At 66.0% G+C, this 25,204-nt stretch carries 22 protein-coding genes; 17 read left to right on the forward strand and 5 right to left on the reverse strand.

Features of this window, described 5'->3' with window-relative positions; translation table 11 throughout:
• Positions 1–34: 34 nt before the first annotated feature.
• Positions 35–901 carry a polysaccharide deacetylase family protein gene (locus tag THPRO_RS15590; protein WP_052064515.1) on the reverse strand — a complete coding sequence of 289 codons (867 nt, stop codon included), beginning with the start codon at positions 899–901 and terminating at the stop codon, positions 35–37.
• A gap of 122 nt (positions 902–1,023) precedes the next feature.
• Here THPRO_RS15590 and THPRO_RS15595 point away from each other — a divergent pair, with 122 nt between their 5' ends.
• Positions 1,024–1,500, forward strand: coding sequence for a glutathione peroxidase (locus tag THPRO_RS15595; RefSeq protein WP_038091406.1), 477 nt, complete (start codon positions 1,024–1,026; stop codon positions 1,498–1,500).
• A gap of 9 nt (positions 1,501–1,509) precedes the next feature.
• Here THPRO_RS15595 and THPRO_RS15600 read toward each other — a convergent pair whose 3' ends face one another.
• The 3 genes from THPRO_RS15600 to THPRO_RS15610 all read right to left on the reverse strand — a co-directional run bounded on the left by THPRO_RS15600 (position 1,510) and on the right by THPRO_RS15610 (position 3,766).
• Positions 1,510–1,896 carry a BufA1 family periplasmic bufferin-type metallophore gene (locus tag THPRO_RS15600; RefSeq protein WP_065089844.1) on the reverse strand — a complete coding sequence of 129 codons (387 nt, stop codon included), beginning with the start codon at positions 1,894–1,896 and terminating at the stop codon, positions 1,510–1,512.
• Positions 1,897–2,099: 203 nt separating this feature from the next.
• Positions 2,100–3,074, reverse strand: coding sequence for a CDF family Co(II)/Ni(II) efflux transporter DmeF (gene dmeF, locus THPRO_RS15605; protein ID WP_038091409.1), 975 nt, complete (start codon positions 3,072–3,074; stop codon positions 2,100–2,102).
• Between the two features lie 122 nt (positions 3,075–3,196).
• Positions 3,197–3,766, reverse strand: a complete 570-nt coding sequence (locus THPRO_RS15610) for a DUF4337 domain-containing protein (protein ID WP_038091412.1) — start codon at positions 3,764–3,766, stop codon at positions 3,197–3,199.
• A 376-nt stretch (positions 3,767–4,142) separates the two neighbouring features.
• On the opposite strand from THPRO_RS15610, the gene THPRO_RS15615 reads away from it, so the two are divergent.
• From THPRO_RS15615 to THPRO_RS15665, 12 genes are all read left to right on the forward strand, one after another.
• Positions 4,143–5,492: a glycosyltransferase family 2 protein gene (locus tag THPRO_RS15615; protein WP_065089845.1), complete on the forward strand. Its 1,350-nt coding sequence runs from the start codon at positions 4,143–4,145 to the stop codon at positions 5,490–5,492.
• 77 nt (positions 5,493–5,569) lie between these two features.
• Positions 5,570–8,677, forward strand: a complete 3,108-nt coding sequence (locus THPRO_RS15620; protein ID WP_065089846.1) for an EAL domain-containing protein — start codon at positions 5,570–5,572, stop codon at positions 8,675–8,677.
• Between the two features lie 137 nt (positions 8,678–8,814).
• Positions 8,815–9,405, forward strand: coding sequence for an ANTAR domain-containing response regulator (locus THPRO_RS15625; protein WP_038091416.1), 591 nt, complete (start codon positions 8,815–8,817; stop codon positions 9,403–9,405).
• Between the two features lie 461 nt (positions 9,406–9,866).
• On the forward strand, positions 9,867–11,189 hold the full coding sequence (locus THPRO_RS15630; RefSeq protein ID WP_038091420.1) for an MFS transporter: 1,323 nt from the start codon (positions 9,867–9,869) through the stop codon (positions 11,187–11,189).
• 92 nt (positions 11,190–11,281) lie between these two features.
• Positions 11,282–11,434, forward strand: coding sequence for a hypothetical protein (locus THPRO_RS17130; RefSeq protein WP_169817951.1), 153 nt, complete (start codon positions 11,282–11,284; stop codon positions 11,432–11,434).
• A gap of 287 nt (positions 11,435–11,721) precedes the next feature.
• On the forward strand, positions 11,722–13,110 hold the full coding sequence (locus tag THPRO_RS15635) for a CmpA/NrtA family ABC transporter substrate-binding protein (RefSeq protein WP_082954721.1): 1,389 nt from the start codon (positions 11,722–11,724) through the stop codon (positions 13,108–13,110).
• 16 nt (positions 13,111–13,126) lie between these two features.
• Entirely contained in the window at positions 13,127–15,574 is a 2,448-nt protein-coding gene (gene nirB / locus THPRO_RS15640) for a nitrite reductase large subunit NirB (RefSeq protein WP_038091421.1), read from the forward strand.
• 29 nt (positions 15,575–15,603) lie between these two features.
• Positions 15,604–15,939, forward strand: coding sequence for a nitrite reductase small subunit NirD (nirD, locus tag THPRO_RS15645; RefSeq protein WP_038091423.1), 336 nt, complete (start codon positions 15,604–15,606; stop codon positions 15,937–15,939).
• Positions 15,932–18,580 carry a nitrate reductase gene (locus tag THPRO_RS15650; RefSeq protein ID WP_038091424.1) on the forward strand — a complete coding sequence of 883 codons (2,649 nt, stop codon included), beginning with the start codon at positions 15,932–15,934 and terminating at the stop codon, positions 18,578–18,580. Before nirD ends, THPRO_RS15650 begins: the two co-directional genes overlap by 8 nt.
• 20 nt (positions 18,581–18,600) lie before the next feature.
• Entirely contained in the window at positions 18,601–20,061 is a 1,461-nt protein-coding gene (cysG, locus tag THPRO_RS15655) for a siroheme synthase CysG (protein WP_082954699.1), read from the forward strand.
• A gap of 295 nt (positions 20,062–20,356) precedes the next feature.
• On the forward strand, positions 20,357–21,190 hold the full coding sequence (locus THPRO_RS15660; protein WP_082954700.1) for a formate/nitrite transporter family protein: 834 nt from the start codon (positions 20,357–20,359) through the stop codon (positions 21,188–21,190).
• A gap of 101 nt (positions 21,191–21,291) precedes the next feature.
• Positions 21,292–22,128 carry a uroporphyrinogen-III synthase gene (locus THPRO_RS15665; protein WP_038091427.1) on the forward strand — a complete coding sequence of 279 codons (837 nt, stop codon included), beginning with the start codon at positions 21,292–21,294 and terminating at the stop codon, positions 22,126–22,128.
• A 55-nt stretch (positions 22,129–22,183) separates the two neighbouring features.
• On the opposite strand, the gene THPRO_RS15670 is transcribed toward THPRO_RS15665, so the two are convergent.
• Positions 22,184–22,561, reverse strand: coding sequence for a DsrE family protein (locus THPRO_RS15670; RefSeq protein WP_038091429.1), 378 nt, complete (start codon positions 22,559–22,561; stop codon positions 22,184–22,186).
• A gap of 355 nt (positions 22,562–22,916) precedes the next feature.
• Between THPRO_RS15670 and THPRO_RS17085 the strand changes: the two genes are divergently transcribed.
• The 4 genes from THPRO_RS17085 (at position 22,917) to THPRO_RS15685 (ending at position 25,195) form a co-directional block, all read left to right on the forward strand.
• Complete coding sequence (locus tag THPRO_RS17085) at positions 22,917–23,093, forward strand: hypothetical protein (protein ID WP_161490007.1); 177 nt, start codon at positions 22,917–22,919, stop codon at positions 23,091–23,093.
• Positions 23,094–23,277: 184 nt separating this feature from the next.
• Positions 23,278–23,643, forward strand: coding sequence for a group I truncated hemoglobin (locus THPRO_RS15675; protein WP_038091431.1), 366 nt, complete (start codon positions 23,278–23,280; stop codon positions 23,641–23,643).
• 18 nt (positions 23,644–23,661) lie between these two features.
• Positions 23,662–24,666, forward strand: coding sequence for a 2Fe-2S iron-sulfur cluster-binding protein (locus THPRO_RS15680; RefSeq protein WP_038091434.1), 1,005 nt, complete (start codon positions 23,662–23,664; stop codon positions 24,664–24,666).
• A gap of 61 nt (positions 24,667–24,727) precedes the next feature.
• Complete coding sequence (locus tag THPRO_RS15685; RefSeq protein ID WP_052064520.1) at positions 24,728–25,195, forward strand: Rrf2 family transcriptional regulator; 468 nt, start codon at positions 24,728–24,730, stop codon at positions 25,193–25,195.
• Positions 25,196–25,204: the final 9 nt, after the last annotated feature.

Consider the following 25,204-nt stretch of genomic DNA (forward strand, 5'->3'; position numbering starts at 1 on the left):
CAGGTGGGGCGGGAACGTCGGACGGAGCGTTCGGTCAGCGATGCCAGTGGGGTTGTTGTATCGGCTCCGCCGCGGCCTCGGCCAGACCATCCGGCAGCGCGATCGCATGCAGGCCTTGTGCGGCCAGCTGTTCCAGCAGAAGAGGGAGCGCCTCGAGCACCACGGGTGCGCCGCCGATACGGCCGTCGCTGTCGTGCAGGAGCAGGATATCGCCTACTGCGAGATTGCGAGTCAGCCGCCGCACGATCCGGCGAGGGTCGCGCAGCAGTCGATCGTAGCCGCGGCGGGTCCAGGCAACATGGGTCAGATCAAGGCGACGCAGCGCCTCGGCGAGCAACGGACTGCGAAAACCCATGGGCGCACGGAAATAACGCGGTGCGCGGCCGCCGATATCGCTCAGCGCCTGCTGCGCGGCCAGGATGTCGGCGAGCAGCGCGGCGGCGCCAAAGCCCGCAAATCCTGCCGCGTGGCGATGGCTATGGTTTTCGATAGTATGCCCGCGCCGCAGGATTTCATGGATCAACTCGGGATGGCGCAAGGCCCGCTCGCCCACGCAGAAGAAGCTGGCCCTGGCGCCATAGCGGTCGAGGATATCGAGCACGTGAGGGGTGACGGCAGGATCCGGTCCGTCATCGAAGGTCAGCGCCACCGCGCCGGTGGCTGCAGCTTCGGCCGGCAGCTGTGCCACGTTGGGACCCAGCAAACGGCAGCGCGGGCACAGCACCAGGCCGATCATCGCCAGCAGATTCAGGATCAGGACGATGCCACCCTCCCGCCAGCTCAGGAGGCCCAGTGCAACGGCACCCCAGTTTGCGCTCTGGAGGGCGAGGAAGATGCGATGTGCCGCGACCAGATGCTGGAGAGGGCGGCTGGCGGGCAAGGGGATGATCGGGCTGCTCATGTCGTCGTCTTGAGAGGGTGCGCTTGGATGTTGCCCGTGTGCGGCGCGGCTGTCGAGTGCGGAACCGGCGTCGCATGGCGCCGTTTCGGTTACCATCGGCACGGGTAGCCCGGAGATGCGCGATGGACCTTTACGAAATTGCCCTGAGGACGATTGACGGTCGCGCGTGCACGCTGGCGGATTACCGTGGACGGGTGCTGCTGGTCGTCAACGTCGCCAGCCGCTGCGCGTTCACGCCCCAGTATGCGGCGTTGGAGGCCTTGTACCGACGCCATGTCGCGCGCGGCCTGAGCGTGCTTGGTTTTCCCTGCGACCAGTTCGGCCAACAGGAACCCGGCGACGAGGCGGCGATCGCCGATTTCTGCGCGTCGCGCTATGCCGTGAGCTTCCCGATGTTCGCCAAGACGACGGTGAACGGCGAGGAAGCTCACCCGTTGTTCCGATGCTTGACCGCCGCCGCGCCAGGCTGGCTGGGCGGACCCGTGCGCTGGAATTTCACCAAGTTCCTGATCGATCGCGAGGGCCGCGTGTATCGGCGCTATGCGCCGCAGACTGCGCCGGCGAGGCTCGAACGCGCGATCCGGAGGCTGCTGGGCTGAGGGCCTGCGTCAGCCGCTATTCACCATCAGCGCATGGATCTTTTTGCGCAGCATGTCCAGGGTTTCCTTGCGCTGTGCCGGCGCCATGGCCTTCAGTTTCGTGCGAAAGGCTTCTTCGCGCTTGAGGGCAATCGGCGTCGGGTGTGTGGTGCCGCCGGCGATCATGCCGCAAACGCCCTGGGGCACCAGTATGAAGGCGTTGGGGTCTCGCGCCTTGGCATCGGTGCCGGCGCAGGAGCCGGTCGCGGTCTTGCAGGCATTTTTATGGGCGGCGTTCACGCCGAAGCATTTGACCATCTTGGGCGCGGCGGCATGCGCGGCGACTGGAGCGAGCAGCGGTGCAGCCGCCACCAGTGTGCCCAAGGCGAGGCGAACGGCGTGCTGCATGTCCTTCATGGCATTTCCTCAGGGTTGGCGTGGATGAGCAGATAGACCGTTGCCCAGGTGTACAGTTCCGGTCTGTTGCCATCGCGTTGTCATCTGTCTGCACCATAATGACCCCGCCGTCGACGTGACTGGCCACTCGACGGTGGAAATTCGATACTTTCCTCCTTGCAAAACCCCGCACAGGGATGTGCGGGGTTTTTTTTTGCCTGCGCTCAGGCGTTGCAGGCCCGGCCGGGGCAACTCAGCACCTCGACGGTGACGTGCCCGAGTCCAGGCAGGCCGGCGAGCAGCGACTTGTAGTGCGTGGCCGGCCGTGGGGCATGGGTGACCACGGAGAGTATGCAGGCGTGGGTGCCGGGGCCAACGCGCCAGATGTGCAGATCCGACACCCGGTTGTCGGCATCGGCCTCGATGCGTTGCTGCACCCGGGTCTGCAGCGGGCGCGTGTCTTCTGCGTCGAGCAGCACCGCGCCGGCATCGCGCATCAAACCATAGGACCAGCGCGCGATCAGGATCGAGCCGACGATGCCCATCAGCGGGTCCATCCACATCCAGCCGAAGTATTTGGCCGACAGCAGGGCCACGATCGCCAGCAAAGAAGTGATGGCGTCCGCGGCGACATGCAGATAGGCGGCACGGAGATTGTGGTCGTGCTGGCCGTCGTGATGTTCGTGATGTTCGTGATGCTCGTGATGCTCGTGGGCATGCCCATGAGCGTGATCATGATGGTCGTCGAGCACCAGCGCGCTGGCCAGATTGACCACGAAGCCGATCACGGCCACCCAGATGGCCTCGTTGAGCACCACGTCGACCGGGTTGAACAGGCGATCGACGGATTCGAGCACCATCAGCAGTGCGACGATGGCCAGGGTCACAGCGCTGGTGAATCCGGCCAGGGAGTTGACCTTGCCGGTGCCGAAGCTGAAGCGCGGGTTGTCGGCGTGGCGGCGCGCGAAGACATAGGCGAAGGCGGCAATGCCGAGCGCGGCGGCATGCGAACCCATGTGCCAGCCGTCGGCGGTCAGCGCCATCGAATGCGTGAGATAGCCTGCGATCAGCTCGACCACCATGGTGATCAGGGTGATCGCAATGACGGTATAGGTGCGGCGTTCGGATGCCTGCGAGCGAGGCAGGCCGAAGTTGTGTGGGTGCCGCATTGCCTGCAGCGTTTGCGCATGTGTGTGCATGAGGGGCTCCGGGCGCGCGCCCAAGGGGTGGGCGATGGGCGAAACGCATCGATTATCCGGACGAATCGTGGCGCGTCAATCGGCCGCCGCGCGCCCTTCGCGATCAGTGCTCGGTGCCGGGGTCACAGGATCGACAGGGCGGCGAATCCCAGCCCGCCCGCCGCAGCCGTGCCGGCGAGGTAAAACAGCCAGCGTTTGCGCGTGAGGGCGGTGATGGAGGCCAGAGAAATGGCGATCTGGATCAGGCTGAGCGACAGTTCGGACCGGTGCAATGGGCGCATCAGCGTCTGACTGTGCGCGTCGCTCCGGTGAGACTTTGCGTCGAGCGCCTCGGCCTGTGCCTTGATCTGCGCTTTCTGGGATTCGTAGCGGGCGGCCTGGTCGAGGTAGTAGGCGCGCTTGCCGCCGGTGGCCAGGTCGGCGGCGAGCGACATCAGATGGCCCTTGGTGCTCTTGGCCTGATAGAAGCTCCACTGGTCGGAGGCCTGCGTCGATTCGAGCACGGCCTCGTTCTTGAGCATCATCGCCTCGTTCTGCGTGGCGCTGACGTGGTAGCTGACCATCGCGCCGAGGGTGGCGAGAATGGCCGTGAAAATGGCCACGTACTGGGCCAGTCCGGGACCTTCGTGCTGGGCGTGATGCTCAAGCGCGTGTTCGTGCGCGCCGTGGACGTGGAAGCCTTCGCTGGGCATGGGGGCCGTGCGCTCCTGACGCAGTGGAGAAATGAGATTGGGCGATGGCTATGGTATGCGCGCGCATGCCCGGCGGGGAGCCCCGTCGCCATGTATTTTTTCGATTTCGGAAGCCTATTGCGGGCCACCGTTGGCGGGATTAAGATGCGTTCGCCCCATCCCACGGCGCGGTCTTCGCCTCTGCCGCAGCAAAGCGGCCGCCGCCAGGCGCAAGGTATCGGTTTCCCCTGATTCCCTTCACCGAGCGGGAGGCTCGCGTGGTGAATGGTCGCTTCCGATCGCACTGAATTATCCGTCTGCAAGGTCCTTGCCGGCAGTCCCTCGTGCGTGCATCGTCGCGTCCGTCCATCCGTCTGCCCCCGCGCGGAGGCACCCCATGTCTCTGATGCCCACCCCCGAATTGCCCGAACCGCTGTTTCCCGCCGCTGATCCGGCCCAGCGTCGCCGCTTGCAGGAATTTCTGCTGGCGGGACTGGTGCTGGCCTTGCTGGCAGGTATCGCGTACACGCTCATGCACCCGATGGCGCGTAGTCTGGCCTACCACGAGTGGCTGCAGCCGCTGGCCTACGCACTGTTGGTGTGGGCGGGCCTGGAGCTGGTGCTGCTGCTGCTCAAAACCCTGCTCTGGTTTCACTACCGCCCAGTGCCGTCCGCCGCGCTGGAGGCGGCGCCGGCGTTGACCGTGATCATCCCCGCCTACAACGAAGGGGCGATGGTGGAGCAATCGATCGACTCGGTGGCGCGCGCGCATTATCCCGCCGAACTGCTGGAGATACTGGTGGTAGACGACGGTAGCCGCGACGATACCTGGGACTACATCGAGCAGGCCGCTGCGCGCCATCCCGGGGTGGTCACGACCGTCCGTTTCCCAGAAAACCGCGGCAAGCGCGCCGCGCTGCTCGAAGGGTTCCGCCGCGCGCGCGGCGAGGTGGTCGTGACCATCGATTCCGACAGCGTGATCGATGCCGGCACGCTGCTGGCGCTGGTCGCGCCGTTCGCCGACGAGCGGGTCGGCGCGGTGGCCGGCAAGGTGGTGGTGCACAATCGCCACGAAGGCACGATCCCGCGCATGCTGCAGGTGGCCTATATCCTGTCCTTCGATTATCTGCGTGCGGCCCAGTCGGGCTATCGCACGGTGTACTGCTGCCCCGGCGCGCTGGCAGCCTACCGCACCTCCGCGGTGCGCGAGGTGCTGGATGCGTGGATGAATCAGACCTTCTGGGGCGCCGCCTGCACCTACGGCGAGGATCGCGCCATGACCAATTACCTGCTGGCGCGGGGTTACGACACGCTTTACCAGAACACCGCGGTGGTGCGCACCATGGTGCCGACCACGTATCGGCGGCTGTGCAAGATGTTCCTGCGCTGGGACCGCAGCTTCATCCGCGAGGAGATCCGGCTCGCCGGAATCGTGTGGCGGCGCCCGCCGGTCGCGCGCCTGTTGACCGTGTTCGATCGCGTGATCACCGACGTGCGTTTCCCGCTGCGTTATCTGGGCACGGGGCTGGCCGGTCTGATGGTGATGGACGAACCCGCGGCGCTCGGTTCGCTGCTGCTCGGCAGCACCCTGTTCAGCACCCTGTACGCGCTGTACTACCTGCGCAGCGAGCGTTCGTGGAACGTGCTGTTCGGCGTGGCCTACAGCTACTACAGCGCCTTGGCCCTGTGGTGGATTCTGCCTTACGCGGCGCTGACCCTGCGCGCCAAATCCTGGATGACCCGTTGACGAGGGCTAGGGGGTATAGTTGACTCAGCCAGCGTATTAATGGTGCACTTGTCGTTTATCCAATAAGAATTACTTTTGTGCGCCAAAGAGTCCTCCCGCAGGCGGGACTGCTGTTGCTGCTGGTCGTCGTGGTGGTGGGATACGGCGTCAGTTCCTGGCAGGCCACCCGTCGCCATATCCGTCATGACCTCGAACGCCGGACCCGGCTGCAGGCCGAGCTGGTGGCGGATGCGTTGATGCGCTGGAGCGCCGACTACCGCGCGCTGGGCTTCAGTCTCGTCGCCAATGACGATCTCGGCGCGCTGAACCGGACGTTGCGCCTCTATCGTTCCGAGCACGACGACGCATCCCTGCCGATGTACATCCTGGCACCGAACCCCGAGCGCCTGCTCGGTGGCGAGCCGCGCCTGTCGTTGGAAGGCCGCGCTTCGTTGGTCCGTCTGGCAGAGGGCCTGTGTCGCGACAGTCGCGGCAATCGCATGGCCTTGAGCCCGAGCGAGCGACGCCTGCGGGGGCGGCCGCTGATCGCCGCCTGTCTGCGGCTGCGCGACGCCGGCGGTGAACCTCTGATCGATCTTTTCGGCTGGCTGCCTTGGCCACCCCCCACACTCGAACAGGCGCGACGCCTGACCATCGATCCGCTTAACGCGACGACCTCGCTGGCCTGGCTCCGTCATCGAGACGAGCAGGCGAAGCCGCGCCTGAGCTGGTTCGGTGCGCCGATTCCCGGTTTCGAAGGCGCGCTGCAAAGCGCGGCATCGACGGCGAGGGGGACGTATGTCCACGATGGCATCCAGCATGCCTGGGTGCGGGTGGCCGGTTGGCCAGCGGTGGTGGTGACATCCCTGAGCGCGCGCGTGGTCTGGCACGCCTGGTTCAGGCAGGGCGGTGCCGGCGTCAGTGCCGCGTTGCTGTTGCTGCTGACGTCCATTATCGCGCTCGTGGCACTGCGCTCGTTGCGGCTGGCGCGTTCGGAAGGTCGTTTGCGGCAGTACTACGGGGCGCTCAAGGATATCAATCAGAGCCTGATGATGCTGCCGCAGCCCGGCGTGCTCTATCAGAGCGTGTGTACGCTCCTGGTGGACCGCACGGAACTCCCGGTCGCCTGGGTCGGTCTGGAGCGCGACGGCCGCATCGATGTGATCGCCGCGGCCGGGCCCGCGCGGGCCTATGTCGATGGCCTGTCGCTGGCGTCGGAGGCGGACCATCCGGAAGGACTGGGGCCGGCCGGCCGCGCGCTGCGTGCCGGCATCACCGTTACGGCGGCGGACTTGCGCGAGGATCCGCGGTTCGGCATCTGGTCCGCGCGCGCCAGCCGTTACGGCCTGCGCAGCTCGGTCGCGGTGCCGTTCGGCGGTGATGGCAGTACCCGCGGCGTGCTGGCGGCGTATTCCACTCGACGCGGCTTTTTCAGCCCTGACATCGTCGATCTGCTCGAGCAGCTGGCGCGCGACATCGAACTGGGGCTGGGCCAGTACGCAAGGGTGGCCGAGATCACGCGCTTGAGCCAGCACGACCCTTTGACCGGCCTGCCCAACCGCACCTACTTCATGGACAATCTCGAGCGGGCGCTGGCAAGAGTGCAGCGCAGCGAGCGCCTGATCGCGATCGGCATACTCGATCTTGACGATTTCAAGAGCATCAACGACGTGCTGGGGCACACAGTCGGCGACGAATTGCTCCAACATCTCGCCGCGCTGCTGCCCAAGGCGCTGAGGCAGGGCGACATGGTCGCCCGGCTGGGCGGCGACGAGTTCGGCATTCTGCTCGAAGGCGTGACCGGCGTGGCGGAGATCGAGGCCATCGCCAAACGGATCCTGTCGACCATCCGGCAACCGGTGATGCTGTCGGCCGAGGTGCGCGAGCTGTCGACGGAGGCCAGCCTGGGACTGACGCTCTACCCCCTCGACGACGGCGAGGCCGCCGACCTGCTGCGCCATGCGGACGAAGCCCTGTATGCCGCCAAGGCGGCAGGCCGTCACCGCTGGCACCTGTTCGATCGCGGTCTGGAAGTGGCCTCGCGGCAGCGTTACCTGATTCACCATCGTCTGCCGGAGGCGATAGCGGACCGACATATCCTGTTTCACTATCAGCCGCAGATCGACCTCGAAACGGGGCAGGTAGTCGGTGCCGAGGCGCTGGCGCGCTGGATGGACCCGGAGACCGGGGCCTGGAGCCCGGCGATCTTCATGCCCACGATCGAAGGCGATGCGCGACTGGCGCGCGCGCTCGGCCGCCACGCACTGCTCGAAGCCGCGCGTGCGATCGCGCGCTGGCACGCCGACGAGCGCGGCTTGCGGCTGTCGGTGAACATCTGCGCACGACATCTGCTGCATGGCGCCTTCATCGACGATCTGGACGAAGTGCTGACGCGCTATCCCGAGGCGTCGCATGCGCTGACGCTGGAGCTGACCGAAACCGCGGCGCTGACCGATCTCGATGCCAGCGCGGACGTGCTCGCCGACGTCCGCGCGCGCGGATTGCGGGTGGCGCTGGACGATTTCGGCAGCGGATACGCTTCGCTGCAGTACGTGCGCCATCTGCCCCTGGACGAGATCAAGCTGGACCTGCAGTTCGTACAGGACATGGAGACGGATACCGAGGCCTTTGCGGTAGGCTACGCGGCTCTCGAGCTGGCCGACCTGCGCGGTGCGCAGGTCGTGGCCGAAGGCATCGAAGTCGAACGGACCGCACGTCTCTGGCGGCGCCTGGGCGGGCGTCTCGCACAAGGGTATTTGTTCGCCCGCCCGATGGACGAGGCGGCTTGGCTGGCCTGGACCTCGCGTTTCGGCCGCGAAACCCGATTCCTGAGCATTCCTCGCTGGCGTCCGGCCATGTCGCACCTGCCGCTTTTGCAGGCATTGCCGCGTCACGCCGGTCTCAAGCGCCTGCTGCAGCGACCAGCGCCTCTCGGTAGCGCCGACGCGTACGATCATTTCACCCGCCTTCTGGATGCCTGGGATCACAGGGATTGCCCGTTGACGGCCTGGATCGAAGAGGCGGCTCGGCAGCCTGGCGTTTCGCTGAGCGTGCTGCGTGCGGCCCACGAGCAGCTGCATGCTTCGGCGCAGGACTGCCTGGCCAGGCATGCCTCGCCCGAGGAGCGTATGCCGCAGACCTGGGAGCGGTTCGTGCACGCACTCGACCAGGTGATCGGGCAAATGGACTTCAATCACGCTTCCTGAGCGGCGGTCGGGCAGCTGGTCCGATCATTGCTTGCATAACGCCATAATGCCGGCGTGACGATGCGCCGATGGCCCCCTGAGTCGCGCTCGGCATGCACGTTTATCGTGGACCGGTTTTTCCTTGGAGGGGCTCTGGCATGAAGCAAAATGGTCGCTTGCGCGTGATGCTGTTCGACAAGTCGGCAGGGCGCGCGGCCATCCTGGAGCAGGCGCTCAAAGATCAGGGTTGCGAGGTTGTGGCCCGCCTGGGCGATGGTGACGACGTCTTCCGACGGGTGCAGGAACTGCAGCCGGACGTTGTCTTCGTGGATATGGACATCCCCGACCGCGATACCCTCGAGTCCATGCGCCTGATCAATCGCGAAATTCCGCGCCCGGTGGTGATGTTCGCCAGCCAGAGCGACGGTGCGACTATCGAGGAAGCGGTGCGTGCCGGCGTCAGCGCGTACATCGTCGACGGCCTCAGCCCCAGCCGCCTCAAGCCGATCATGGAGGTGGCCATCGCCCGTTTTCGCGAGTTCCAGGCCCTGCGCAACGAGCTTGAGCTGACGCGCAACAAACTGGCCGATCGGCGAGATATCGACAAGGCCAAGGGGGTGCTGATGCGCCAGAAGGGTCTGTCCGAAGAGGATGCCTACGCCGCCCTGCGCAAGCTTGCCATGGACCGCAACCAGAAGCTCGGCGACGTCGCGCGGATGCTGCTCGCCGCCGCCGAATTGCTTGGCTGAACGCACCACATCGGGGCGCGCATAGTGCGCGCAGCACCATTTTCGAGCTTATCCGGCGTTTCCACGGAGACGTCAATGCGGGCGAAAAACCGCCCTTGATCCCGTGGTATGGCCCTGTAAAGCGGTTTTTCCCGTCTCTGGTACGGGTATTGCTTATCCCACCATCGAGCATGATCGGGCCAATGAAGGGCCGCTTGCTTCCAAGAGTCAACGCGGACTCTTAAACCAAAGACAACGGCGTCACCCTGATCGCAACTGCGGTCGTGGGCCGCCGTTTTTTTTGTGCCGGGAAGACCGTTGGAGGCCGTGATGCGGGAGGCGGAAATGTATCGATGCGTGGCGCGAGGCTGGCGCCACCAGGCTGCCCGTCCGGTCAACAGGTTGATCAGACATGGCCATCGCTCGGATGCCCCCTGGGACCAAGGCATGCGCCGAACCGACTTGAACGCTCTGGAGGATTGATGAAAACGCACAAGGTGGAACAACTCGTCATCGCGACGGTGGGATTTTTCTGGTGTTTCCTGATGTGGTTCTCGACGGCGGCTTTCAGCCCGAGTATCGCGAACCACTATAACCTCAGCCTGGCCGCACTCGGACTGCTCGCCAGCTCGGCCATCTGGATGGCACCCATCGGCCGCATCATCGCCGGTTGGGCGGCGGACCGCTTCGGTGCGCCGCGCACCTTCGCCTTCATTCTGGCCGTCTGCGGACTCGTCTCGATCGCCTCGGCCTACACCACGGACTACGACATCCTGTTCATCGAGCGGGTGATCGTGGCCATCGCGGGCGTGTCCTTCGTGGTCGGCATCCAGCATGTGGCCCAGTGGTTCGAGCCGGGCGAAATCGGTACCGCCGAGGGCTTGTATGCCGGTACCGGCAACGTCGGCGCCGGCGTTGGCGCGCTGCTGCTGCCGCGTATCTTCGGGCTCGACTATCAGGCGGCCTTTTTGTGGCTGGGCGTGATCGCGCTGGTGATTGCGGCGTGGTATCTGCTGCGCGGCGAGGCCGCCAAGCATGACAAGGTGCGCGCCACCGCGCGCCAGTCCGCTGATCTGCGCGGCACGGTCTACGTCTGGACCCGCTACATCGCCATTGCCCTGATGCTGGCCTACGCCATGTCCTTCGGCCTCGAAATCGCGATGAACGCCTGGTTGCCGGGTTACTTCACGCGCGGCTTCCACGAGGCGCTGCTGGCGCTGGGCTTCACGAGTATCGCCGGCGTGCAGATCGCGGCCGGCACCTTTGCGGCGGTGCAGTCCTTCACCGCATCGCTGTTCCGGCCATTTTCGGGGTTCATGTCCGACCTGTTCCAGCGCCGTGGCTGGACGCCGCTGCCGATGATCGCGCGCACGCTGCCCTATGCGCCGCGGCTGCACTGGCTGGCCATCTCGCTGCTGCTGATCACGTTGTCCATGGTGGCGCTGACGGTCGCAGGCCTGATGAATTCGCTGCCCCTGTCGGTGATGGTGCTGGTCGCCTTCGGCGTGTTCGTGAGCTTCGGTACCGGCGGTACCTTTGCACTCGTGCCGCTGCTGTTCCCGAATCGCCCCGGCGTCGCCGCGGGCTTCATCGGCGGCGTTTCGACCGCAGGCGGCATCGTCTACCCACTGGTATTCGCCCACACCGCGAATATCCACATGGGTTACCTCTATATCGCGCTGTTCATGTTCATCCCGTTCACCCTGTTCTACTTCTGGGCGGCGCGCTACGAGCATCACCCCGAGGATCACGGGATCGGCGACGGCCTGCTCGGCCGTCCGAAACCGGTGGCTGACAAGGCCTGAGGCCGCGCGTGCCGGAGCGGGATCATGCTCCGGCGCGCCGCCACCTCCTTGCCGACAGCGAACCCATGCCTTCCATCGATTGGAGATCACTCATGCAAAACAACGAACAGCAGACGCCACACGAACCTTGGTACAAATACGGCGTGGCCTTCATTTTCCTGGAAATGTTCATCGCCATCGCGGTCAGCGTGTACTCGCTCTATATGGCCTTCAACGGTCTGGGCGGCTTCCCGGGCAAGCACTGAAGGAACAGCCGGGCGCCGGAATGGTGCCGACGCCCGGCTGTTGCACCAAACAGGTGCGCGAATGGCGGGTGTGGGCGTGTGCAGCCCAGGCAAATGGATGTCGGGAGCTTGGCACGCGATGTGCTTGGCTCACACCGACAGCACGAAAAGACCGGGATGGCGCCCAATGGCGGGCTACCGACCCGGATCGGTGAAATCGATCGAATTTCGACAAAGGCGTCGTGACGTTCATGCGTGGCATGAAGCGGAGCGGCGCCTTTTTTTTGGCCGGAATGGAGCGGTTTGGCATGGTGGATAGCAGCGCAGGCGGACGTACCAGGCTGAGTCTCGGCAAGCGGCCGGGAGACGAGCTGGAACAGCGCGAGTTGACCCTGGGCTTCGTGCCGCTGACCGACTGCGCGCCGCTGGTGGTCGCGCGCGAATTGGGCCTGTTCGCCGACGAGCACCTGGACGTGACGCTGTCGCGCGAGCCTTCCTGGGCGAATATCCGCGACAAGGTCATGATGGGCGCGCTCGACGGCGCGCAGATGCTGGCGGGCATGCCGGTGGCGAGCCAGCTCGGCATCACCGCGGTCAGGCGTCCGTTGATCGCGGCCCTGAGCCTGGGGCTGTCGGGCAACGCGATCACGGTGTCGCGGCGTCTGTTCGCCCGCCTGCGCGAGCAGGACGAGGCGGCGCTGGCACGGCGCCCGTGCACGGCGGACAGTCTGTGCGCGCTGATCGATGCCGACCGCCAGGCCGGGCGGCCGCCGTTGACCTTTGCGGTGGTGTATCCCGTCTCCAGCCACAATTACGAGCTGCGTTACTGGCTTGCCGCCGCGGGGATCGATCCGGACCGCGACGTGCGGATCGTGGTGATCCCGCCCCCGCAGATGGTGGCCCGCCTGCGGGCCGGCGAAATCGACGGTTTCTGCGTCGGCGAGCCCTGGAACAGCGTGGCGGTGCAGGGCGGGCATGGCCATATCCTGATGACCAGCGACCAGCTCTGGCGGCACAAGCCGGAAAAGGTGCTGGGCGTCACCCAGGAATGGGCGGAGCGTCATCCGCTCACCCTGCGTGCACTGGTGCGCGCCCTGATGCGCGCCGGGCAGTGGCTGGACGATCCCGCGCATCGGGAGCAGGCGGCCCGGCTGCTGGCGCGTTCGGAATACATCGGCGTCAAGGAGGCGTCGCTCCGCCTGCCGTTGGGCGAGCAGTTGGTCTACGACCCCGGTACGCCAGCGGTGGCGCATCCGGATTTCAACGTTTTTCAGCGTCATGCCGCGATGTTCCCCTGGCGTTCGCACGCTCTGTGGTTCATCACCCAGCTCTATCGCTGGGGGCAGGTCGATACGGCGCACGACATGGCCGCCGTGGCCGCGGCCGCGTATCGCCCGGAGTATTACCGCGAGGCCGCCGAAGCCCTGGGCTGGACCTATCCCAGGATCGACTACAAGCCCGAGGGCCTGCACGCAGGCGACTGGCAGCTCGCACAGGCGATGCCGGAGCCGCTGTCCATGGGCGCCGACGTCTTTTTCGACGGCGGGCGCTTCGACCCTCACGACCCCGTGGGGTACCTCGAGTCGTTCGCGGTCGCCGCGCCCAGGGTCACGCTGGAAACCCTTCGTCACATGAACCAATCGCGTCCGTCGTCTGCCGCCCATGCGCTCGGCAAGGCTGGCGACGGCACATCCTGATTTGGGAGATCACGCAATGACTGGCAGGCAGAAACTGGTATTGGTGGGCAATGGCATGGCGGGGGTGCGGACCCTCGAGGAGCTGCTCAAGCTCGCGCCGGACATGTACGACATCACCGTGTTCGGCGACGAACCCTACGGCAATTACAATCGCATCATGCTGTCGCCGGTGCTGGCCGGCGAGAAAACGGTCGACGACATCATCCTCAACGACGACGCCTGGTATGCCGACAACGGCATTACTCTGCACAAGGGCAAGCGGGTGACGCGCATCGATCGCGTGCGCCGCTGCGCGATCACCGACGACGGCACCGAGGCGCCCTATGACCGCCTGATCCTCGCGACGGGCTCCAAGCCCTTTATCATTCCGGTGCCCGGCCACGACAAGCAGGGTGTGATCGCCTTCCGCGACATCCACGACGTCGACACCATGCTGGCCTCCTCGCGCACGGGCCGTCGCGCGGTGGTGATCGGCGGCGGACTGCTCGGCCTCGAGGCCGCCAACGGCCTGATGAAGCAGGGCATGGAGGTCACGGTCGTGCACCTGCTCGGCACGCTCATGGAGCGCCAGCTCGATCAGGTCGCCGCGGATCTGCTGATGCGTTCGCTGCAGGAGCGCGGCATGCAGTTCCGCCTGCAGGCGCAGACCACCGAGGTGCTCGGTGACGATCGCGTCACCGGCGTGCGTTTCCAGGACGGCAGCGAGCTGCCGGCCGATCTCGTGGTGATGGCGGTGGGCATCCGGCCGAACATCGAGCTGGCGCAGCAGTCGGGGCTCTATTGCGAACGCGGCATCCTGGTCAACGACACTCTGCAGACCTTCGATCCGAGCATCTACGCGGTCGGCGAGTGCGTGCAGCATCGCGGCAGCGTTTATGGCCTGGTCGCGCCACTGTTCGAGCAGGCCAAGGTGTGCGCCAATCATCTGGCCGAATACGGCATCGCCAAGTACGGCGGTTCGATGACCTCGACCAAGCTCAAGGTCACCGGCATCGACCTGTTCTCCGCCGGCGATTTCAACGGCGACGAACACAGCGAGGAAATGGTGCTGCAGGACGCCGCGCGCGGCGTCTACAAGAAGCTCGTGATCCGCGACAACCGCATCAAGGGTGCAGTGATGTATGGCGACACGCTCGACGGCGCCTGGTACTTCCAGCTGATGCGCGACGAAGCCGACATCACGGACCTGCGCGAGCACCTGCTGTTCGGCCAGGCCCATATCGGCGATGCCGGTCACGGCGACGAGGCCTCGCGGATCGCGGCGCTGCCCGACAATGCCGAGATCTGCGGCTGCAACGGCGTCTGCAAGGGCGAGATCGTGCAGGCCATCACCAGCAAGAAGCTGTTCACCCTGGAAGACGTGCGGGCGCACACCAAGGCGAGCAATTCCTGCGGCTCATGCACCGGTCTCGTGGAATCCCTGCTCGCCAACACGCTGGGCGGCGACTATTCGCAGACGCCGTCGAAAAAATCCCTTTGCCCCTGTACCGAACACACCCATGACGAGGTGCGAGAGGCCATCCGCACGCGCGAGCTCAAGACCCTGCCGGCGGTGTTCGAGGCCATGGAATGGTCGACTCCGGACGGCTGCCACGTCTGCCGTCCCGCGCTCAACTACTACCTGCTGATGAACTGGCCCGGTGAGTACGAGGACGACGGCCGCGCGCGCTTCATCAACGAGCGCGTGCACGCCAACATCCAGAAGGACGGCACCTATTCGGTGGTGCCGCGCATCTGGGGCGGCGTGACCACGCCCGCCGAGCTGCGTGCCATCGCCGAGGTGGCGGAAAAATACCAGGTGCCGACCGTCAAGATCACCGGCGGGCAGCGTATCGACCTGCTCGGTGTCAAGAAGGGTGACCTGCCGGCCATGTGGGGCGATCTGTCGCGCGCCGGCTTCGTTTCCGGCCATGCCTACGGCAAGGCCCTGCGTACGGTCAAGACCTGCGTCGGCTCCGAATGGTGCCGTTTCGGCACCCAGGATTCCACCGGGCTTGGCATCCAGCTCGAAAAACTGACCTGGGGTACCTGGACGCCGCACAAATTCAAGATCGGCGTGTCGGGCTGCCCGCGCAACTGCGCCGAGGCCACGATCAAGGATCTGGGCGTGGTGTGCGTGGATTCGGGTTACGAACTCCACGTCGGCGGCAACGGTGGCGTCAAGGTGCGGGCTACGGATTTCCTGTGCAAGGTCGGCAGCGAGGCCGAGGTGCTCGAATACGCCGCCGCCTTCGTCCAGTACTACCGCGAGACCGCGCGCTATCTCGAGCGCACCGCGCCCTGGATCGAACGCGTCGGCCTGAGCCTGGTGAAACAGAAGGTGGTCGAGGACGAGGTCGGCCGCAAGGCGCTGGCGAAGCGCTTCGCGGAGTCGCAGGCCTATGCGCAGCACGATCCCTGGCTGGAACGTGCCGAGGGCGCGGACGCCGGCGAATACCGCCCGCTCAACCGCATCAGCGCCTGACGGCCGCCTCACAACGACGGAGTGAACCGATGAAACAATGGATCGACATCGCCGCGCTGTCCGACGTCCCGCGCCTGGGTGCGCGGGTCGTGGCCCACGGCGAAGATGAAATCGCGGTATTCCGGGCCGCCGACGACGCGGTATTCGCGCTGCATAACCGCTGCCCGCACCGCAACGGGCCGTTGTCCGAGGGCATCGTGCACGGCCATCGCGTGACCTGCCCGCTGCACAACTGGGTGATCGAACTCGATCGCGGCGAGGCCGTGGCGCCGGACAGCGGCAGCACGGCCTGCTATCCCGTGCGCGTGGAGAACGGGCGCATTCTGCTGGAGCTGGAAACCGCCGCGGAAGCCGCCCATGGCTGAGGCGATCGCCACCGTCTGTCCCTATTGCGGCGTGGGCTGTGGCCTCAAGGTGCGTCCCGGGGTCACGGTGGAGGTGAAGCCGGACCCCACGCATCCGGCCAACCTCGGCCGTGTGTGCTCCAAGGGGGCCGCCCTCGGCGAGACCCTGGGCGAATCTGACCGCCTGCTGCAGCCGGAGATCGGCGGCGTGCCGGTCGCCTGGGACGCGGCGCTGGACGAGGTCGCCTGCCGCCTGCGCAGCGTCATCGACGCGCACGGTCCGCAGGCGGTGGCGTTCTATGTCTCGGGCCAGCTGCTCACCGAAGACTATTACGTCGTCAACAAGCTGATGAAGGGCTGCCTCGGCGCGGCCAACATCGACACCAACTCGCGGCTGTGCATGTCTTCCGCCGTCGCTGCCTACAAGCGCGCGCTGGGCGAGGACGCGGTGCCCTGCAGCTATCGGGACATCGAGGAGGCCGACCTGCTGGTGCTGGCCGGCTCCAACGCGGCCTGGACCCATCCCGTGCTGTACCAGCGCATCGTGGCCGAGAAGCAGCGTCGGCCCGCGCTGCGCGTGGTGGTCGTCGATCCGCGGCGCACGGCCACCTGCGACATCGCCGACCTGCATCTGGCCTTGCGTCCGGGTACCGACGCTTGGCTGTTCAATGGTCTGCTCAGTTACCTCGCGCGCGAAGGCGGGCTCGACCAGGGTTTCGTCGAGACCCATACGCAGGGCTTCGAGGCTGCGCTGGAGGCCGCGCGCGGGGCCGCGCCCTCGATTCCCGCGGTGGCCGCGGCCTGCGAGTTGCCGGCCGCGCAGGTGGCCGAATTCTTCCGTCTGTTCCTGCGCACCGAAAAAACCGTGACCCTATGGTCGCAGGGACTCAACCAATCCAGCAGCGGCGTCGATAAGGGGGCCGCGCTGATCAACTGCCATCTGGCCACCGGCCGAATCGGGCGCCCTGGCATGGGGCCGTTCTCGCTCACCGGCCAGCCCAATGCGATGGGCGGACGCGAGGTGGGCGGACTGGCCAACCAGCTCGCCGCGCACATGGACATCGAGGACGACGAGGCGCGCGAACGCGTGGCGCGGTTCTGGGGCGTGCCCACGGTGGCGGATACGCCGGGGCTCAAAGCCGTCGATCTGTTCGAGGCCGTGGCCGACGGGCGCGTCAAGGCGGTTTGGATCATGGCCACCAATCCGGTGGTGAGCATGCCCGACGCGGACCGCGTGCGTGCCGCGCTGCAGGCTTGCGAGCACGTCATCGTCAGCGATTGCGTGCGCGGCAGCGACACGGTCGCCTGTGCCGACGTGCTGCTGCCGGCCGCCACCTGGGGCGAGAAGGACGGGACGGTGACCAATTCCGAACGTCGCATCTCGCGCATGCGCGCCTTCATGCCGCCGCCCGGCGATGCGCGGCCGGACTGGTGGATCGTGACCGAGGTCGCGCGGCGGATGGGTTACGGCGACGTCTTTCCCTATCGCTCGCCGGCGGACATTTTCCGCGAACATGCGGCACTTTCGGGCTTCGAGAACGAAGGCCGGCGCGTGTTCGATATCGGAGCGCTCAAGGACATCGACGACGCACACTACGACGTGCTGGCGCCGTTGCAGTGGCCGGTCAACGCGGCGCACCCGCAGGGGGGCGCAAGACTGTTCGCCGATGGCTGCTTCCCTACCGCGGACGGCCGTGCGCGGCTGATGCCGGTGACGCCGCGCGCACCAGTGGTGGTTGCCGGCGACGAGTACCCGCTGGTGATGAACACGGGACGCATCCGCGACCAATGGCACACCATGACGCGCACCGCGCGCACGCCGAGGCTGACAACGCACCTGCCCGAACCCTTCGTGCAGATCCATCCGCTGGATGCCGATCTGTGGCATCTGAGCGACGGCGCGCTGGCGCAGGTGACAAGCCCGCAGGGTTCCCTGCTGGCGCGTGTCCGGCTGGATGCCGCGCAGCGTCCGGGTGCGGTCTTTGTGCCGATGCATTGGAACGAGGCCTATGCCCGCAACGCGCGCGCCAATGCCCTGACCGCGGCGATCACCGATCCGATTTCGGGGCAGCCCGAATTCAAGCATGCGCCGGTGCGCGTGGCACCGTTCCGCCCGGTCTGGGAAGGCTTCCTGTTGACCCGCGAGCCCCTGTCGGCGCCGTTGGGCGATTACCGGGTACACATCCCCAGCCGGGGATTTCACCGTTACGAGCTGGCCGGCGAATCCTCGCCCGGCGACTGGGGGCAGTGGGTGCAGGCGCACCTGCTCGGCCCCGGCGAGTGGATGGAATACGCCGATCCGGCGGCCGGGCGCTATCGCTGCGCCCGCCTGCGCGACGGCCGCCTGGAGCTGGTGTTCTTCGTGGCCCCGGCCGGGCTGCCGGAACGCAGCTGGCTGGGGCAGATGTTCGCCGAGGACTTTCTCGACGACATGGCACGCATGAGCCTGCTCGCCGGACGTCCGGTGACCGGCATGCGCGTCGTCGGGCGGCAGGTGTGCGCCTGCTTCAACGTCGGGCTCAATACCCTGGTGGAGGCCATCGGCGAACAGGGCCTGACCAGCGTGGAGGCCATCGGTGCGGCGCTGCAGGCCGGCACCAACTGCGGCTCTTGCGTGCCGGAGCTGCGCGAGATTCTGGCCCAGGCGCGGCGCAGCGCCTGAGGCGAAAAGGAGGCGTTCAAATGAGACATTTGCCGATATTCATGGACGTGCAGGGACACGACTGCCTGGTGGTCGGCGGTGGTCCCGTTGCCGTGCGCAAGGCCGGGCTGCTGCTGGAGGCCGGCGCCAAGGTGACCGTGGTCGCTCCCGAGGCCTGCCCAGAGCTTGCCGAACAGGTCAGCGCGGGTCGCGTGCGCTGGCAGGCCGAACGTTTCGCCGCCCGTCATCTGGCCGGTCGCATGCTGGTGATCGCGGCCACCGACGATGCGGGCGTGAACCGCAGGGTCTACGCGGCCGCACGCAGTCGCAACCTGCCGGTCAACGTGGCCGATCAGCCTGCGCTATGCAGCTTCATTCTGCCGGCGGTGATCGATCGCGCGCCGGTGACCATCGCGGTTTCCAGCGGCGGTAATGCACCGGTGCTCGCACGGCACCTCAAGACGCGCCTGGAAACGCTGGTGCCGCATGCCTGGGGACGGCTCGCCGGCTTGCTCGGCAGTTGGCGGGGCGAGGTCAAGCGCCGGCTGGCGTCACCTCACGCCCGGCGCCGCTTCTGGGAGGATGCCCTCGAAGGCCGGACCGCCGCCCACATGCTGGCGGGCGACGAAGCCGCGGCCCGGGCGAGTCTCGCGGATGCGCTCGCGGCTGCGGAGCAGGACGCGGCCGGCGGACCCGGCGGCGAAGTCTGGCTGGTCGGTGCCGGTCCCGGCGATCCAGAGCTGCTCACCCTCAAGGCCCTGCGACTGTTGCAGCGCGCCGATGTCATCGTCTACGACCGTCTGGTCGGCCCCGAAATTCTCTCGCTCGCGCGCCGCGAGGCGGAGCGGATCTTCGTCGGCAAACGCGCAAGCGACCACGCCCTACCGCAGGAGGCGATCAGCGATCTGCTGGTGCGCCTGGCCGGCGAGGGCAAGCGCGTATTGCGTCTCAAGGGCGGCGATCCGTTCATTTTCGGACGTGGCGGCGAGGAGATCGAACGACTGGCGGCCGCGCGCATCCCCTTCCAGGTGGTGCCCGGGGTGACCGCCGCCAGCGGCTGCGCCGCATACGCGGGCATTCCGCTGACCCATCGCGATTGCGCGACCAGCGTGCGTTTCGTGACCGGTCACACGCGAGACGACCGGCTGGATCTCGACTGGGCCGGTCTGGCCGCGCCGCGCCAGACGCTCGTGTTCTACATGGGGCTCGCCAACCTGCCCGAAATCTGCAGGCGCCTGATGGAAAACGGCATGGCGGCGGATACGCCGGCTGCGCTGGTGGAGCAGGGCACCACACCCGGACAGCAGGTACATGCGGGCGATTTGACCACCTTGCCCGAGCTGGCGGCCGCTGCCGGATCCCCCAGTCTGGTGATCGTGGGCGAGGTGGTGGCCTTGCGCGAGCGGCTCGGATGGTACGAGGGCACGATGCCGGGCCAGAGCATTTTCGACGGCCCGCCCTGCAAGACGATCGATGATTTGCCGCGCAGCGAGGTGGCCTGATCGCGCTGTGCGCGAACGCGGGCGGATTGCGCGCGCCTGGCGCCATGGTCGCAGGCGCGTGCGGATGCCCGGAATTTCGAGGCCGAGAGGAAGCGGCTGGGGCGAGACGACGGAACCGGTAGGGCTGCCGGCGACGTCGGTCTCGCAGGGCCAGGGATGGAATGTTTCGCGTATGCGCGGACCGGGGCGCGGAGGGCCCGAGTGCGGCGCGCTGAATGACGCTGCAACGATGCCCGTGAAAGGGGCGCTGACCGTTTGTTCGAAAATCCAATCTGCGGAAGGTGGGGAATATCACATGCCGAATCAAATGACTGCCGATTACGTAAAACCCAATGATCTGGCCAAGCTGATGGTCGATGCCGGCGAAGCCAAGGTCTGTCTGTCGACGCGCGATACGCTGATCCGAGCCTTCATGGCCGGAGCCATCCTGGCGCTGGCTGCCGTGTTCGCGATCACGATCGCAATCAAGACGGGCTCGCCGTTGACTGGTGCAATCCTGTTCCCGGTGGGGTTCATCCTGATCTACCTGCTGGGTTTCGATCTGCTGACGGGCGTGTTCATGCTGGTGCCGCTGGCATTGCTGGATCGACGACCCGGCGTGACCGCCGCTCAGGTGCTGAGGAACTGGGGGCTGGTCTTCATCGGCAATTTCGCCGGGGCGATCACCGTGGCCTTCATGATGTCGTTCATCCTGACCTACGGTTATACCGTCAACGGCGGCCTGATCGCTGAAAAGGTGGCGCATATCGGCATGGCAAGGACACTGGGTTACGAGGAGCACGGCCTGCCTGGCTGGTTCACCATTTTCATTCGCGGCATCCTGTGCAACTGGATGGTGTCCACCGGTGTCGCCGCGGCCATGCTGTCGACCTCCGCCATTGGCAAGATTTTCGCGATGTGGATGCCCATCATGCTGTTTTTCTACATGGGTTTCGAACATTCGGTGGTCAACATGTTCCTGTTTCCCTTCGCGCTGATCATGGGCGGCGATTTCACCTTCATGGACTACCTGTTGTGGAACGAAATCCCGACGGCGCTGGGTAATCTGGTCGGCGGTCTGCTGTTCGTCGGCCTGATCATGTTCATCACCCACTACAAGCCTGCACCCAAGCGGGTGCTGGAGCTGTAGGCCGGGGCCGGCGCGCACTCGCTCCGTCCGTGGCATGGTCTGCGGCGGCGGAGCGAGTCGATTGCGCCGGTTGCGGTCACGACCTATCGAGGTATGTGCGAATGGTTGAATCGGGTTCATTGAGTGGGTTCGAAGGCCGCTGCATCGCATTGCCCGAAACCCGCCAGCTGGATGTGCTGGCCGGGCTTCTGGAGCGGCGCGGCGCGCAGGTCATCCGGTGTCCGCTGGTATCGATTCTGGATACGCCGGATCAGGCGTCCGTGGCGGCCTGGCTCGATCATTTCGTTCACGACGAGCAGGTGCGCGACCTGATCCTGTTGACCGGGGAGGGCGTTACCCGCTTGCTGGCCGCGGCCGAACGTCACTATGTCCGCCCGGCCTTCGAGGCTAGGCTGGGTCAGGTACGCAAGATCGCGCGCGGTCCCAAGCCGGGGCGCGCGCTGCGGCAGGTCGGTCTGGCCAGCGATGTGATCAGCGCCAAACCCACCACGAGCGGCGTGATCGAAACCTTGCAGACGCTCTCGTTCGAGACCGACCGGGTGGCCGTGCAGCTTTACGGCAGCGAGCCCAATCTGCCGCTGCAGCAGGCTTTGCGCGCAAAGGGTCTGGAGCCCATGCCGGTGGCGCCTTATATCTATGCCAGCGAAATGGACGACGTGCGGGTGCTGGAGTTGATCGATACCCTGTCCGAAGGGCGGGTGGATGCGATTGCCTTCACCAGCCAGCCCCAGGTGCGACGGCTGCTGGATCTTGCGGGAGAGCACGGGCGCGAGGTGTCGTTGCGTGCGGCCCTGTCGGGCATGCTGATCGCGGCGGTGGGGCCGGTGGTCGCCGATCTGCTGTCGAGTCGCGGTGTCCACGTCGACGTGGTACCCGAAGAACGGTATTTCATGCGCCCGCTGGTCGATGCCATCGCAACGCGTTTTGCCGCTGCCTGACGCCGGCGGCGGGTTGACCGCCGCGGCCCGGTGCCCGCGGCGGTCCTGTTCGGGATCACCAGGTCAGCACGCGTCCGGCTTCGCCCAATGCCGGCAAGGCCTGGCTCGGCGTGAGCAGCGGCAGAGACTTCGCCAAATCTTCCACCGTCATGCCGTTGAGATCGAGCGACTGGGCGCAGCCGATGATGCGAACGCCGTTGTCTTCGGCCAGCTTCATGAAGTCGGCAATGCTGTTGCCGCCCTCCAGCGGATGGATGGATTCGGCCATGCCCTTTTTCAGCAGTTCGGTGGCCGGTCCGGTGAAGTACATGATGACGTTCTGCTCCATCGCGGCAGCCGTGGAAGCCAGAAAGAAAGCCGAGGGCAGTCTTTTGGGGTTTTCGGGGCCGGTAATCAGAATGATTACAAGGTCTGCTGCTTCTGAGTCAGCCATTGTCGTGCCTCCTGTGTTATCAGGGTCGGAAGGCCGCGTAATGCTACGCGGAGGGTGGCGGGCGCCGGACGCGCGTCTCTTCCCGCACGCATAAAGCCATGCGCGGCGCCCGGATCCCGGGACGGGAGGCGCATTCGGTCCGGCAATAGTTCAGCATATATCAATATAGGCAAATGCCAGGGGCATTTGTTCCATTGGTCTTACGCGCAGCGAACTTATCCGAGGATAGAGTGTCCATATCACGGCACCCGCACATCCGCGTGGCGTGCCCTTCCATGTAACAGGCCGCCAAGACGGCCGGCCCGGTGCTGTGCTTGCCGGGATTTTTTCGTCCACCTGCAAGGAGAGTTGATCGATGTCCCTCGTAAGTACGCTAATCCTTTTGCTGACGATCCTCGGCCTGGCGATCGCCACGGGTCTGTTGATTTCGACCGGCGTGACGACGGGTGCCGTCGGTACCGGCATGCTCACCATCATTCTGGCGTTTCTGACCTGGCTCGGCTTCGTGGGCGTGCGTAGCGGGCAGAACTGAGCCGCTGGGACAGCCGGCGCAGACGGCGCGATCCCGGGTCCGGCATGCAGGTGTCGGACCCCCCCCAACAATCGACTTATAGCGTCATTGGATATCTCTAACGGGATGTTGTTGCTTTCCTTGCTTTAAAACATGTATCGTCCGTATACCTTTTGACGGTGGCAACCCTGAGGAGCGCATCAAGATGAACAATCTGTACGAACAGCTGGGCGGTGACAAGGCGGTCGATGCGGCAGTCGATATCTTCTACCGCAAGGTACTGGCGGACGATCGCGTCAACGGCTTTTTCGACGACACCGACATGGAAGGTCAGGCAGCCAAGCAGAAGGCCTTTCTGACCATGGCCTTCGGCGGTCCGCACAACTACACGGGGCGCGACATGCGCGAGGGACACAAGCATCTCGTCGCGCGCGGACTCGACGACACGCACGTCGACGTGATCATCGAGCTGCTGGGCGAGTCGCTGCGGGAGTTGAACGTACCCGATGAGCTGATCGCGCAGGTGGCCGCCATCGCGGAGTCCACGCGCAGCGACGTGCTCAACCGCTGATCGGACGGAAAGACGGCCATGACGGAAATTCGCTATGCAGGACGGAGTTATGCGGCGTTGTCGGGCGAGAGCGTCCTGGAGACGCTGGAGCGCGCGGGTGTCGAGGTGCCCAATGCCTGCCGTAGCGGCGTCTGTCAGAGCTGTCTGATGCGGGCGCGGGCGGGCGATGTCCCGCCCGCGGCCCAGGCCGGGTTGAAGGATACGTTGCGCAGTCAGGGCTACTTCCTTGCCTGTTGCGCACGGCCGGAATCGGACATGGAGGTGGCGCTGGCCGATGACGATGCCCTGGGCGAAACCGCGGTGCGGCTGGACGGTATCGAGATGCTGAGTCCCAGCGTGATGCGGGTCACCCTCAGGCCTGAAGCCGCGTTCGAATACCGCCGCGGCCAGTTCGTCAACCTGGTCCGCGAAGACGGCCTCAGGCGCAGCTACTCGCTGGCCGGCTGCGCGAACGCCGGCGACCTGCTGGAACTGCATGTGCGCCACATCCCGGACGGTGCGATGAGCGGATGGCTGATGGCCGGCGGTGGCGCTTCCGGCCGCTTGCGCGTGCAGGGGCCGCACGGGAACTGCTTCTACGTGCCGGGACAGCGCGATCAACCGATGCTATTGATCGGCACGGGCACGGGGCTGGCGCCGTTATACGGAATTGTCTGCGATGCCCTGGCGGCCGGGCATACGGGGCCAATACACCTTTATCATGGTGCGCGTACGATAGACGGGCTGTACCTGGTCGAGCGCATGCGTGCGATGGCCGAGCAGTATACCAATCTGCATTACACGCCCTGCGTACTGGAAGAATCCGGCATGCCCGCCGCGTCGGCCGTTGGCGAGGTTGAGGTGGGCGGTGTCGATGCCGTCGCTCTGGGACGGCATGGCGATCTCAAGGGCTGGCGCAGCTATTTCTGCGGCGATCCGACTTTGGTGACGCGCATGCGCAAGCGCGCCTATCTGGCGGGCGCCTCGCTGGCCGATATCTACGCCGACGCCTTTCTACCCGCGGCCGTGCCCGCGCCGGCCTAGCGGCGAGCGGCTGGCCGGTCGGAGCGTTATACTGGCAGGTCAAGTTTAACGGCGGCTGGCCATGCACCTGACTCAACACACCGATTTCTCGCTGCGCGTGCTCATGTACCTGGGGGCGATGCAGGACCGGCTGGTCACCATCGACGAGCTGACCACGCGGCTGCACATCGCGCGCAGCCACCTTGCCAAGATCGTCAATCGCCTCGCCCGCCTGGGCTACATCACGACCTTGCGCGGCAAGGGCGGCGGCATGCGTCTTGCCCGCCCGCCGGCCGAGATCGGTATCGGTGCGGTGGTGCGCGACACCGAGCCCGGCACCACCCTGATCGATTGCGAGAGTCCGGCCTGCTCGATTCTCGGCATCTGCGCGCTGGTCGGTACGCTGGCACAGGCCAAGTCCGCCTTTTTCGAGGTGCTGGACGACGTGACGCTGGCGGATCTGGTGGCGAACGGCGATGCCCTGCGCCGGCGGTTCGAGGGGGCGGGGAGCACCCGGGTGATCAAGATCCCCGCGCGCGACCGGGCCTGAGGGCGGATG

The organism is Acidihalobacter prosperus, assembly GCF_000754095.2.
In the GTDB taxonomy this organism is placed as follows: Bacteria; Pseudomonadota; Gammaproteobacteria; order DSM-5130; family Acidihalobacteraceae; genus Acidihalobacter; species Acidihalobacter prosperus.

Bases quoted from the DNA above. Each gene is read 5' to 3' on its own strand.
- THPRO_RS15685 (WP_052064520.1), top strand. From the start codon at position 24,728: ATGCACCTGACTCAACACACCGATTTCTCGCTGCGCGTGCTCATGTAC.
- nirD (WP_038091423.1), top strand. From the start codon at position 15,604: ATGAAACAATGGATCGACATCGCCGCGCTGTCCGACGTCCCGCGCCTG.
- dmeF (WP_038091409.1), bottom strand. From the start codon at position 3,074: ATGCACACACATGCGCAAACGCTGCAGGCAATGCGGCACCCACACAAC.
- THPRO_RS15665 (WP_038091427.1), top strand. From the start codon at position 21,292: ATGGTTGAATCGGGTTCATTGAGTGGGTTCGAAGGCCGCTGCATCGCA.
- THPRO_RS15630 (WP_038091420.1), top strand. From the start codon at position 9,867: ATGAAAACGCACAAGGTGGAACAACTCGTCATCGCGACGGTGGGATTT.
- THPRO_RS15670 (WP_038091429.1), bottom strand. From the start codon at position 22,561: ATGGCTGACTCAGAAGCAGCAGACCTTGTAATCATTCTGATTACCGGC.
- THPRO_RS15600 (WP_065089844.1), bottom strand. From the start codon at position 1,896: ATGAAGGACATGCAGCACGCCGTTCGCCTCGCCTTGGGCACACTGGTG.
- cysG (WP_082954699.1), top strand. From the start codon at position 18,601: ATGAGACATTTGCCGATATTCATGGACGTGCAGGGACACGACTGCCTG.
- THPRO_RS15635 (WP_082954721.1), top strand. From the start codon at position 11,722: ATGGTGGATAGCAGCGCAGGCGGACGTACCAGGCTGAGTCTCGGCAAG.
- THPRO_RS15615 (WP_065089845.1), top strand. From the start codon at position 4,143: ATGTCTCTGATGCCCACCCCCGAATTGCCCGAACCGCTGTTTCCCGCC.
- THPRO_RS17130 (WP_169817951.1), top strand. From the start codon at position 11,282: ATGCAAAACAACGAACAGCAGACGCCACACGAACCTTGGTACAAATAC.
- THPRO_RS15650 (WP_038091424.1), top strand. From the start codon at position 15,932: ATGGCTGAGGCGATCGCCACCGTCTGTCCCTATTGCGGCGTGGGCTGT.
- THPRO_RS15590 (WP_052064515.1), bottom strand. From the start codon at position 901: ATGAGCAGCCCGATCATCCCCTTGCCCGCCAGCCGCCCTCTCCAGCAT.
- THPRO_RS15625 (WP_038091416.1), top strand. From the start codon at position 8,815: ATGAAGCAAAATGGTCGCTTGCGCGTGATGCTGTTCGACAAGTCGGCA.
- THPRO_RS15680 (WP_038091434.1), top strand. From the start codon at position 23,662: ATGACGGAAATTCGCTATGCAGGACGGAGTTATGCGGCGTTGTCGGGC.
- nirB (WP_038091421.1), top strand. From the start codon at position 13,127: ATGACTGGCAGGCAGAAACTGGTATTGGTGGGCAATGGCATGGCGGGG.
- THPRO_RS15660 (WP_082954700.1), top strand. From the start codon at position 20,357: ATGCCGAATCAAATGACTGCCGATTACGTAAAACCCAATGATCTGGCC.
- THPRO_RS15675 (WP_038091431.1), top strand. From the start codon at position 23,278: ATGAACAATCTGTACGAACAGCTGGGCGGTGACAAGGCGGTCGATGCG.
- THPRO_RS15610 (WP_038091412.1), bottom strand. From the start codon at position 3,766: ATGCCCAGCGAAGGCTTCCACGTCCACGGCGCGCACGAACACGCGCTT.
- THPRO_RS15595 (WP_038091406.1), top strand. From the start codon at position 1,024: ATGGACCTTTACGAAATTGCCCTGAGGACGATTGACGGTCGCGCGTGC.
- THPRO_RS17085 (WP_161490007.1), top strand. From the start codon at position 22,917: ATGTCCCTCGTAAGTACGCTAATCCTTTTGCTGACGATCCTCGGCCTG.